Source organism: Leptospira weilii (assembly GCF_006874765.1).
Lineage (GTDB): Bacteria > Spirochaetota > Leptospiria > Leptospirales > Leptospiraceae > Leptospira > Leptospira weilii.
On sequence record NZ_CP040840.1, the window covers coordinates 772,258 to 782,500 of the forward strand.

The following is a 10,243-nucleotide window of genomic DNA, read 5'->3' on the forward strand; positions in this document are numbered from 1 at the left end:
GGTTTAACATCGGCAATCTGTTTTTCTACCTTCGAATTTTTTCATTTTCTCTTATCTTTTTTTTGATTCGACCGATTAAGAATGTAGGAGGATAAGATGCCCGCATTTACGATTCCAGGACTTAGCTCCGGACAAGACACAAATTTGATCGTAAAGAAATTGGTGGAACTGGAAGCAAAGCCGATCCGTCGACTTGAGCAACAGAATTCGTTTAACAAAGCTCAAGTAAAAGCGTGGAACGACCTCAAAGTAGTTACGACCGACTTACAGAATAAAACAAGAGCGCTCATATCTTTTACCGCTCCTTTTGCGATGAAGAATATCGTTTCCGAACCGGAAGGCGTCGTTAGCGGAGACGCTTCTCGTTCCGCGAGCGCCGGCAAACGTAAAATCGAAATTAAAGAACTTGCGACGTATCATCAGATTTCCGGAGAAAAGACCGACGCAAACAAACAGATTCCCGCGGGTAAGTTCAAAATCTTTTCGGGAGATTCCGAAAAGGAAATCGAATTCTCCGGAGGAACGATTCGAGATTTGGCTTCTTCCATTAAAATTTCCGCCGCGGGTCTTGTAAACACGGGGCTTGTCAAAGTGGACGGTGATAATTACGTTCTTACGTTGACAGCGGGTTTATCGGGCAAAGATCACAAACTGAAATTCGAAGATGGGGACGGAATTTTACAAGCGGCCAATCTCGTGGGCGCGACCGAACCGGCGGATCCTCCGAAGGTGTTGAACTTTTTTCCCGAAGCGGATCAAGTCTCCGTTTTTCAACCGGAGAAATACGGAATCGCAACGGATGCAAAGCCGGTTTACAAAGAAGAAAACAACAAGAAGTGGATGGAGATAGCGAGCGTTGGTTCGTTTCAGTTCGGAATTATTACCACGGAATTGAAGAAGAATACGAGGATAGAACTCGTAACCTCAACCGAATTCGCGCCGGAAGACAAACTAGAATTAGGAATTATTTATAAAGAAAACGATAAGGAAAAAATGATCTTCGAGACGGCTTTCAAACAGGAAGGAAAAATCGTTCTCAATCTGAAGGCTTTCCCTTCCGGTCAAAAGGCGCATAAGATTCTTTTCGCGAATTCGAGCGGTAAAGCCGTAATATTAGATTCTTTTCATGTAGTGATTCCGGGAGAATTCAGAGGAGCCAAACCCGCAAAGGAAATCGCCGAGGCGAAAGACGCGGTGTTTCTCGTGGACGGGATCGAGGTCAATCGTTCGAAAAACGAGGGGCTTACGGACGTTCTGGACGGAGTTTCTTTGAATCTTCTCAAAAAAACCGAAGGACCCGTGAGCATCGATATCAAAACGGATTCGGACAAAGGTCTTGAGATGATCAAGGAGTTCGTCGCCGCATACAACACCGTTTTGAAGTTCGGAAAGGACGCGACCGCAGTGGATAAGAACGCGCAGGTCAAGGACGGAAAAGAGGACTCCGGTGAAATCGGTCAGAGCTATTGGGAAGGGAAATCCAAATCCGGTCTATTATCCGGAGAACATACCGTGCTTCGTTTGATCGCCGGAATGAAAACCGTCGCGAGTTCTTCCTATCCCGTAAGCGGGGAAAATCCGGTGAGAATGTTAAGCGACATCGGGATCAGCACCGGAAACGTCGGGAGCAAATGGGCCGATATTCAGGACGGGTTTCTGATTCTGGACGAAGAAAAACTGCGCTCTAAGCTGGCGGAAAATCCGGATTCCGTGCGAAATCTTTTTGCGATCGATACAAACTCGGATGCGAGAATGGATACGGGAGTCGCCGTTGATCTTCTCGAACACATCAAACCTTATACTCAGTATGCGGGCGGACTTGTTTCCGGAAAGGTGAAGATGCTCGAAGAACAAGTCACCGATAACAACAAGAAAATTAAGGAATACGAAAACCATCTTGCGAGTTACGAAAAAAAACTGAAATCCAAGTTTCTTTATATGGAACAAGGAGTCGGTAAGAACAAAGCGGTCGGGGCCTATTTGAATAATAATCTCAAAGGCGCCAAAAACGAGTGATCCAAACGGGAGAGTGAAATGGAAATTTATATCAACGAACATCTCTTAGATAGTTCTCTGGAAAACGAAAAAAAGTTAGGCGAAGTTTTCGGCGAGATCAACAAATGGGTGGAGTCAAAAGGGAAGTATGTTCTTGGTTGTACGGTGGACGGAGTGGAATTTAAAGCTTCCAGCATGAACGACCAAGGAATCGAATCGGCGACTAAAATGGAATTTCTCGTAGGCGAAGAGATGGACTTTCTCGTTTCCACTCTGACCGAATTGGATCTTTACGTGGACAAAGTGGGTTCAACGTTATTCGGAAGGGATTCTCTCACCGAAAAGGAATCGAACCAACTTGGCGACGGTGTCAAATGGATTGGAAACGTCTTGAATTCCGCTTCGATCTTATTGCGCCTTAAACTGGATCAGATCAAACCGATGGGAACTGGCAACACCGTTTCTCAAATTATGTCCGAAATTTCTTCCAACTGCGGAAATCTTGATAATATGGAAGCCATAGAAGCTTTCTTGGAACATCTGAGAGATCTGAAACTTTTTATCATGGATCTGATTGCCCGAACTCAAGTGCTGGATTTAGATCTTCCCACTCTAAAAGAAATTTTGAATACGTTTATCGATAACATCGGCGGACTCAAAGAGGCTTTCGTAAAGGTAAACGAAGCTTATCAATCCGGAAAAGACGAGGTCGCTACCGAGTTGCTCACTCAGTCGATTTCTCAGATCAACGTTTTGCTCACTTCGTTTATCACTTTGAAGTTGAAAAAACCGGATCTGGATTTCTCCGAAATTGAAATCGACGGAATCGGTTTCGAGGAAAAAACGGGGGAATTGAACGAGATTCTCGCGGCAATCGCGGTCGCTTTGGAAGAGAAAGATATCATTCGCGCCGGAGATTCGATCGAATACGAACTTCCGGGAACGTTAGACGAATTTCTGCCTTTTTTGAAGTTGATCCAAGAGAGAATTTCTTAAATCGAAAGTCGTAGGAGTATTGGTCGGCGCCGTTTATAGAGTATTGATATTTAAGAATATTCTAATTTAACCTTTGGAGTTCGGGCCGCTCTTTTCGTTTCAATTGCTTTTGCGTTGAATTCGATAAATTCGCGTTCGAAGATTTAAGTTTGTTCAATTAGAGGAATTCGAACGCGAACACTAGTCTCACCATTTTGGTTTTTCAAAAGTTCGTAAACTTTCAAGGAGACGGATTTTTAGGAGAACTTCTGCTTAAATTTATTGTTACTGATTCATATAAAATAGAATACCGTTAATTTGAGCGCAAATCCCGCGTTTGGACGCAGAATTTTGGACACTCTATTATGTAGAGATGAGTAATAACTCTTTGAAGTTTTGAGACTGATTTCTATATTAGAATGGAATAGTTCCTGCATTTTAAGATTTTGTGCAAGTTTATCTATGTGACAATTTGCTATGGTTGCGAGAGGGAAATTAGGATTGCAAATTAACTATCTTTTATTAAAATTGGGGCCGATCGTTGAAATCATTCTAGGAAAAATGAAACTTAATTTCTTAATTTCGATATTACTTGTCGTCTTGCTCGGTTGTTCTTCGATTCAGGAACATGGCGCAGAAACAAATAATTGGGGGCATCCGTATATAGGTATGCAAATTTCTATAACGAGCTTTCCGTGTCTTGTGGAACTTTCTTCTATTCTGTATTATATTCCTGTGCCTTTCATCATTCTCAATGTTCCCTTATCCTTTATAGTGGATACGATTTTATTGCCGGGGGATTTGATGATTAAGCCCGAGAAGAAAAGGCCAACGATGGAGGATCGTTACTGCGACGCTCCGTAGGTAACGATTAGGTTGGTATGAAATTTTAGAAAATTATAATATATAGATATATTTGTAAACTTCGCGATCTATGGAAAATGAAATCGCATTACATGATTGCCTCCAAGGCTTATAAGCGCTTTCTCGGTAGTTCTCTTTCTATCTATTGGCTTACGAGTTCGCGTTAGGCCCATCTAATACGCCTTAAAAAATTTCCAAACAAAAGATCGTTATGTCGTCGGATATTTCTCCCTCTCCGTAGGAACCGGAGTAGGAGAGGATCGAGCGAATCATGGAATTTGTGTCTTCTACAATCAGGGAACTGACCGCTTCCAGAAAATGATCTTTTCCTAAAACGTTCCCTTCGCTATTTTTCACTTCGAACAAACCGTCCGAATAGAAAAGAACCCTGTCGCCTTTTATCAAGTCGAGTTCGTATCTTTGGATTTTCGGGGACAGCGTTGCAAAAAGAATTTCTCCCGAACCTTCGATAGGGCTACAGATTCCGTTTCTGATCAGCAAACCGGCGTGGTGTCCTCCATAACTATATTCTAATTTTCTTTCGGAGGAAACGTATCTCATATATACGGAGGAAAGGGAATGGAGTGTGATCGTGTCCTTTAAAAGCTCGTGTATAAAAAGAAGATTCTTATCCGTGGATATGCTTCTTCCCGTAGCCGCGTTGAACGCTATCGAAATCATCGCCGCCACCATCGCCGCGGAAACACCGTGTCCGGAAACGTCTCCGAAAAGAATGTGCAGGCTTTCGTCCTTTTCTTTGATCACCTTCAAAATATCTCCGCCCACTTTAACGTAAGGTTGAAAGTGAGAATGGATTTTATAATCCGGTGAATCCGGGAACTCCCGAGTGGTAATCATTTGCTGGATGTCTCTTGCAAAATCCAGATCCAGGTCCAATCTATATAATAATTTTCTAATTTTATCGAGCGCATTCTTCTTTTCGGTGATGTCTCTGAGTATATAAACCTTGTCCCGGTTTTTTCCGGAAAGGGAAATAGGAGAGGAGGAAACTTCCAGATATTTGTTTTCTGTAATTTGTAAAAATTCTTCTGGAGAATCCTGGGATAGGTCTTCTGTTTTTACGCTTAAATTGACGAATTCTTTTCTTTCAAAGAAAGAGTCGGAAGGGAAATCTTCCAGATAATCTTTTAGATCGAAATTCGATCCGAGATTTATGTTGTCGGGAAGGTGCAACATTCTTCTCGCGGATAAATTGCTGAAAAGAAGGGTTCCTTTGGAGGAAAGAAGAATCAGCCCTTCCCTGATTTCGGAATAAAGCCGCAGCGCGATGCGTTCCAACTTTAAATCCATGAACCCGTATTTATGGATCGCTATAAAAATGCAGATCGATTGTATGAGCGTGGCGCTTCCGCTTAACGGAGGAAACGTAAGGGAAGGGTTCCAATATCTCGGAAGAAGAGTTGTAGTGAAACTGAGGAGAAACGTAAGGATCGTTCCGTAAGCGACGAGTCTGGATTGTTGTTTTAAAAGCGGATCGGAGGAACGAAATCCGTTTCGAATCAGAATGAAACAACCGATTAACGTGGGAATTGCGCCGACAAAGTTGCTTATGGGGAGATACAAAGGACCGGCGAGAATCATATCTCCCCAATAAGCGCGAGTCGTTCCCGCTACCACCAAGTCCGTGCTGATCGTTAACAAAAAAGAAACGAGACAAAAGCCTCTGAAGAAGTAGATCGTAAATCGATACGACGAATTTGTAAATCGAACCACAAATTCAAAGAATAAAAGACCGATAAAGATCCAAGAAAAGGAAGACGCTTTGAAAACGATAGTGAGCCAGTCATTCGGTAAGAAGGACCAATAAAGAATGATAGAGATGTGCCAGAGAAAAAGTAAAAAAGAATATCTTTGATAGAGAGTAACCGTTTCGGATTTTCCTTTGAGTGCGCTTACATAGGCGAGCAAAAATCCGTTTATGGTTAAGGTCGAAAAAGGAATCAGAATGTACGGATTCATTCTTTAAAAAATCTCCAAAATCAAAATCGTCAAGTCGTCCGTAAGTTTTCCGTTGCCGAAGGCCAGGGCTTGGCCAATGCAGGTTTTGAGAATGTTGACGGGAGTATAAACCGAGATTTCGTTCACTTTCAGCATGAAATTTTCGTACCCGAGTATTTCTCCTTCGGGGTTTCTCACTTCGAAAAGACAATCTGAGTAAAGAAATAAAATATCTCCCTTTTTAAGTTGAAAAGTATAATTGTTCAGTTCCGTGTCCGGGGTAATCAATAGGATTCTTCCTACGCCCCTCAAAGGAATTATTTCCCCTTCCCTAAAAACCAAAATCGGATGATGACCTGCATAAGAATATTCTAATGTTTTTGTGTCCGGGTCGAACGAGATATAAATTGCGGAAACATGATGGTTCAATACTGCGTTTAAAAGTAAGGATTGGATATTTTCCAGAGCTTTTTTCGGAGTTGGATTTGTTTCTATGAGCAACTGGAAGGAGATGGACAACATTCCGGCAACCATGGCGGAGGAAATTCCGTGTCCCGAGACGTCCGCAAAAAGGATGTCTAATTTTCCGTCGGAACGTTCTAAGGCTCGTAAAAAATCTCCGCCTACAAGTTCGAACGGTTGAAAGTGAGAATAGAACTTATATTTTGAACTTTCCGGAAATATTGTGGAAATCGCGGAAGTTTGCGCGATTTTTGCGATTTCCAAGTCTTTGTTAAAATCGGAATAAAAACGTTCTATCTTTTCTCTGTATTCTATTTTCTCGGTGATATCTCTCAAAATGAAAAGATATCCGTTTTCCTTTCCCGTCAATTCTATGCTCGATCTCGTGAGTTCGACTCCTCTGCAATTGGTATTGAAAATGGGTTCGTATTCTTTGGAGAGATAACCCGGACTTTCCTGATATCCTTTTAAAAAATCGGAAGGATAAAAGTGGGAAGGAATAGAATTAGAAATTCCTAATATTTTGATCGCTGATTCGTTCATAAAAAAGAGGGAGCGATCCCGTTTGACCAAGATCATTCCGTCGTGAATGTCTCGAAACAAATCCGCTGCGAGCCCTTCCAGATTGATTCTTAGAAAGCCGTATCTCGTGATTGCGATAAAAATCAGAAAGGACTGGATCACGATTCCGATCGGGGCCAGGGGCATGGACAACATTCTTCCTCGATTGTCCACCTGAATGATTTCGGAATAAAAACTTAGAAATATCGCAAACATGGAACCTAGGATAGCCAAACCGGTCTGTTTTTTTTGATCTCTTCCCGAAACGAAAAAGGATTTGGTCAAAATTCCCAAACCGATAAGAGCGGGAAGCGCTACGAAATTGAAAATCACGAAAAAATACAAAGGACCGGGTTCGCTTTCATTTCCCCAATAGTAATGGATGTTTCCCTGAATGATCCAGTCTGTGGAAAGAGTGATGAGATACGAAATTAGAGTTCCGATTCTAAAAAGCCAAAGAAGAATTCCGGGCTTTTTATTTAGAAGAGTGAAAACGAATTCCAGGTAAAGCGCGCCGAGGGGAAGCCAGGTGATTGAGAGAATTTTAAAAGCCCAAGTCATCCAAGGCGTCGGAGGAAAGGACCACTCGAATGCGTAAGTGAAAAGCCAAGCGTTTAAGGCGATCGTATAAAATAAATAAGAACGAATAATCGGGTTTCCGGTACGCCTCGCATATACAAATGCGATGAACATTGTGTTCGCAATGAAAGCCGCCATGGGAAAAAAGAGGTAATAATTCATACGAAAAAGCGAATACCGTGTTTGGGATAGAGTATGGATTTTGACGATGAATTTGAAACTATAAAATTTCTATTTTAGATTTCTAAGTCTTTTTCAGGCTTCGATTTACACTTAAGGATGGGGTGATTTTTCGTTGATTGTCGTTTTAAGAATGTTCCTTGCGGATATCTCGTCTTGTTTGAGTTGAGCGATCAGATTTTCAACGCTGGAGAATTTGATCTCGTTTCGAATTTTTTCCGTGAATGTGATTTTTATCGTCTCGTCATAAATATCTTTTTGAAAATTGAATATGTTGGATTCCAAAGTTAGCGCGTTTTCCCCGAAGGTGGGATTGTGACCGATGTTGATCATGGATGGATGTTCGATTTCTGCCACGGTGGTAAACCCTGCGTAAACTCCGATGCTCGGAAGAAGAATATCTGCGTTCGGTTGGACATTCGCCGTCGGAAATCCGATTTTTCTTCCTCGTTTGTGTCCTCCGACTACGATTCCGGAAACGGAATAGAAGCGATTCAAACAACGTGCCGCTTCTTTTACGTTGCCTTCCGAGATCAGCCTTCTCACGTACGAACTAGAAAGTTTGATCTCTTTTAAAAAAACCGGATCCATTTTTTCTACCGAGTATTTTAGTTTTTCCGAATATTCTTTCAGGAGTTCGTAATTGCCTCTTCTTTCCTTTCCGAAACAATGATTGAAGCCGATGATGATGTTTCTGGCTTTCAATTGTTTGAGAAGAATTTCTTCCAAAAACGATTCCGCGCTCATTTCCGCCAATTCTTTGTTAAACGGAAGTACGACTAAAAAATCGATTCCTTTTCGACGGATCCATTCTTCCTTGTCGGCAAGAACCATGAGATTTTTCATTTCGGGTTTTTTTCCGAGTACAACGGCTGGATTCGGGTCGTAGGTCACGACGCAGGAAGCAAGTCCGGTTTTTTGGGAAACCTGCAAAACCCGATCTAAGAGGGCTTGATGTCCCAGATGGATTCCGTCGAAGTTTCCCAAGGTCACGACGCAGGGGGAATGAATTGTTTTTCCGGCTTGTTCAATTGTAGAGATTGTGATCAAATTCTTCCCGATCCTGTCGATACTAGAGTAGATGGTTTGGCACCGATTGATACTCGTTTTTTTCTGTTTTACTTTTACCAATACGGGATTTCTCCAATCGAAAGAAAATCCGAAATTTAAAAAATTCATCAACTTTGATCATCAGGGTGAAAGTGGAGAGCCTCTTCATACCGAAGATTTTAGAACTTACGACGAGCTTTCCACTTGGGCGATTCACAATGGAATGCAGTTAGAAAGAGATAGACCAGATTCAGCGCCAGGTGTGGGGACTGGCAAGCTTCAAGACGGACTTTGCAGGATGATACCGGAGGAGGGGCTTCGTTTTTATCTGACTGCGGATCCTTTGCGAAACGAGTCTCTTTATGTTCAATTGGATCTAACGCACTTTACGTATACTGAAAGACCTAAGGGTGTAAAGCCGAGGGAACTGAAAGTGTATGTGAATGGAATTTTAAAAACAACGGTACGGTTTCCAGGCAGTGATACGTATTCTTCCCAGTTTCCGGTACGGTTTCGTGTGGATCCCGGAGAATTGATTGAAGGGAGAATGGATTTTAGACTTCTTCCGAATGCGGGAGAGATTGGCCGCTTTTGGGGAATCTGGGACGTTTTATATATATCGAGCGCCCCTTAGGAAGCGAGATAACCGTAGATAGCGGAGCGTGATCGAAGGTTCTTTGCGTAGCAAAGATGAGCGCCCCTTAGGAAGCGAGATAACCGTAGATAGCGGAGCGTGATCGAAGGTTCTTTGCGTAGCAAAGATGAGCGCCCCTTAGGAAGCGAGATAACCGTAGATAGCGGAGCGTGATCGAAGGTTCTTTGCGTAGCAAAGATGAGCGCCCCTTAGGAAGCGAGATAACCGTAGATAGCGGAGCGTGATCGAAGGTTCTTTGCGCAACAAAGAAGAGCGCGAACAGATAACAAGTTTCTCTGCGTTTCCTGAAGCGAGATAACCAAAAGCCGCGAAGCGAAGGCGTTGGTTCTTTGCGCAACAAAGAAGAGCGCGAACAGATAACAAGTCTCTCTCCGGTTCCTGAAGCGAGATGCTTTAATTTCTTTTGGGGCAGGTTCTTATGTCGTTTGAACAGAAATTTAGACTTCTCTAATAAACACGAGTTGTATTTCGTGAAACGTTTATTTGTGATGTGGTGGTCGCTTTGGACGATAGATTTTGTTATGGCAATGGATTGGATACTTTGATCGCTAAAACACATCGAAGAGACTTGCGTTCTTGAAATCTACTATAACCAACCCCACAAATTAGGAAGACTTTTGGGATAATAAGGATCAAAAACCGATATTTTTCAAGTGTTCCGACAAGAATGAGGCTTTTTACTTGCAAAAAGTATGATTTTCTGATAGAGAAAAATCTCCCGAACCTCCAGGCTCAATGATTTGCTCCCTACGGGTCGCTCATCACCCTCCACCAAAAATCAGGGTGGGGCCGATCGTTTCACAGAGGATTTGTCGGAATTCCGACAGATTTATCTTCGGACCAAGTACTTTTGGGGTTGGTTATGACTATAACAGGTGGTTTTTTCAAAGATTCGTGTTAAGGATAATTGGAACTGAATTCGGCGGGGCTCATGGTTTTGAAATAAGAAGTTAAACCGGCGAC

Annotated in this window: 9 protein-coding genes (1 of these 9 cut by a window edge); 5 read left to right on the forward strand and 4 right to left on the reverse strand. The window is 42.4% G+C overall.

Translation table 11 applies throughout. The features are described 5' to 3' along the window. Positions 1-96 precede the first annotated feature (96 nt). The 3 genes from fliD to FHG67_RS03715 all read left to right on the forward strand — a co-directional run bounded on the left by fliD (position 97) and on the right by FHG67_RS03715 (position 3,834). Positions 97-2,016, forward strand: coding sequence for a flagellar filament capping protein FliD (gene fliD / locus FHG67_RS03705; protein ID WP_142499652.1), 1,920 nt, complete (start codon positions 97-99; stop codon positions 2,014-2,016). A gap of 18 nt (positions 2,017-2,034) precedes the next feature. After that, a complete protein-coding gene (locus FHG67_RS03710; RefSeq protein WP_004495962.1) occupies positions 2,035-2,991 on the forward strand; it encodes a hypothetical protein in 957 nt (318 codons plus the stop codon). 564 nt (positions 2,992-3,555) lie between these two features. Beyond that, positions 3,556-3,834, forward strand: coding sequence for a YceK/YidQ family lipoprotein (locus tag FHG67_RS03715; protein WP_026054230.1), 279 nt, complete (start codon positions 3,556-3,558; stop codon positions 3,832-3,834). A 183-nt stretch (positions 3,835-4,017) separates the two neighbouring features. Here FHG67_RS03715 and FHG67_RS03720 read toward each other — a convergent pair whose 3' ends face one another. From FHG67_RS03720 to FHG67_RS03730, 3 genes are all read right to left on the reverse strand, one after another. Then, positions 4,018-5,814, reverse strand: a complete 1,797-nt coding sequence (locus FHG67_RS03720; RefSeq protein ID WP_004499293.1) for a SpoIIE family protein phosphatase — start codon at positions 5,812-5,814, stop codon at positions 4,018-4,020. A 3-nt stretch (positions 5,815-5,817) separates the two neighbouring features. Then, positions 5,818-7,557 (reverse strand): SpoIIE family protein phosphatase, encoded by a 1,740-nt coding sequence (locus FHG67_RS03725; RefSeq protein ID WP_002621237.1) that lies wholly within the window; start codon positions 7,555-7,557, stop codon positions 5,818-5,820. Positions 7,558-7,668: 111 nt separating this feature from the next. Continuing rightward, on the reverse strand, positions 7,669-8,625 hold the full coding sequence (locus FHG67_RS03730; protein ID WP_002621241.1) for a bifunctional riboflavin kinase/FAD synthetase: 957 nt from the start codon (positions 8,623-8,625) through the stop codon (positions 7,669-7,671). Here FHG67_RS03730 and FHG67_RS22625 point away from each other — a divergent pair. Both FHG67_RS22625 and FHG67_RS03740 read left to right on the forward strand, forming a co-directional pair. Continuing rightward, positions 8,539-8,745 carry a hypothetical protein gene (locus tag FHG67_RS22625; RefSeq protein ID WP_076621628.1) on the forward strand — a complete coding sequence of 69 codons (207 nt, stop codon included), beginning with the start codon at positions 8,539-8,541 and terminating at the stop codon, positions 8,743-8,745. The two genes, FHG67_RS03730 and FHG67_RS22625, sit on opposite strands and share 87 nt — an antisense overlap. Further along, a complete protein-coding gene (locus FHG67_RS03740) occupies positions 8,657-9,259 on the forward strand; it encodes an LIC10729 family protein (protein WP_004499265.1) in 603 nt (200 codons plus the stop codon). Before FHG67_RS22625 ends, FHG67_RS03740 begins: the two co-directional genes overlap by 89 nt. 918 nt (positions 9,260-10,177) lie before the next feature. Here the strand turns inward: FHG67_RS03740 and FHG67_RS03745 are convergent. Next, positions 10,178-10,243 carry the end of an STAS domain-containing protein gene (locus tag FHG67_RS03745; RefSeq protein ID WP_002621222.1) on the reverse strand. It continues 267 nt past the right edge of the window, so the window shows 66 of its 333 coding nt (coding positions 268-333); its start codon lies off the right edge, out of view; it ends in the stop codon at positions 10,178-10,180.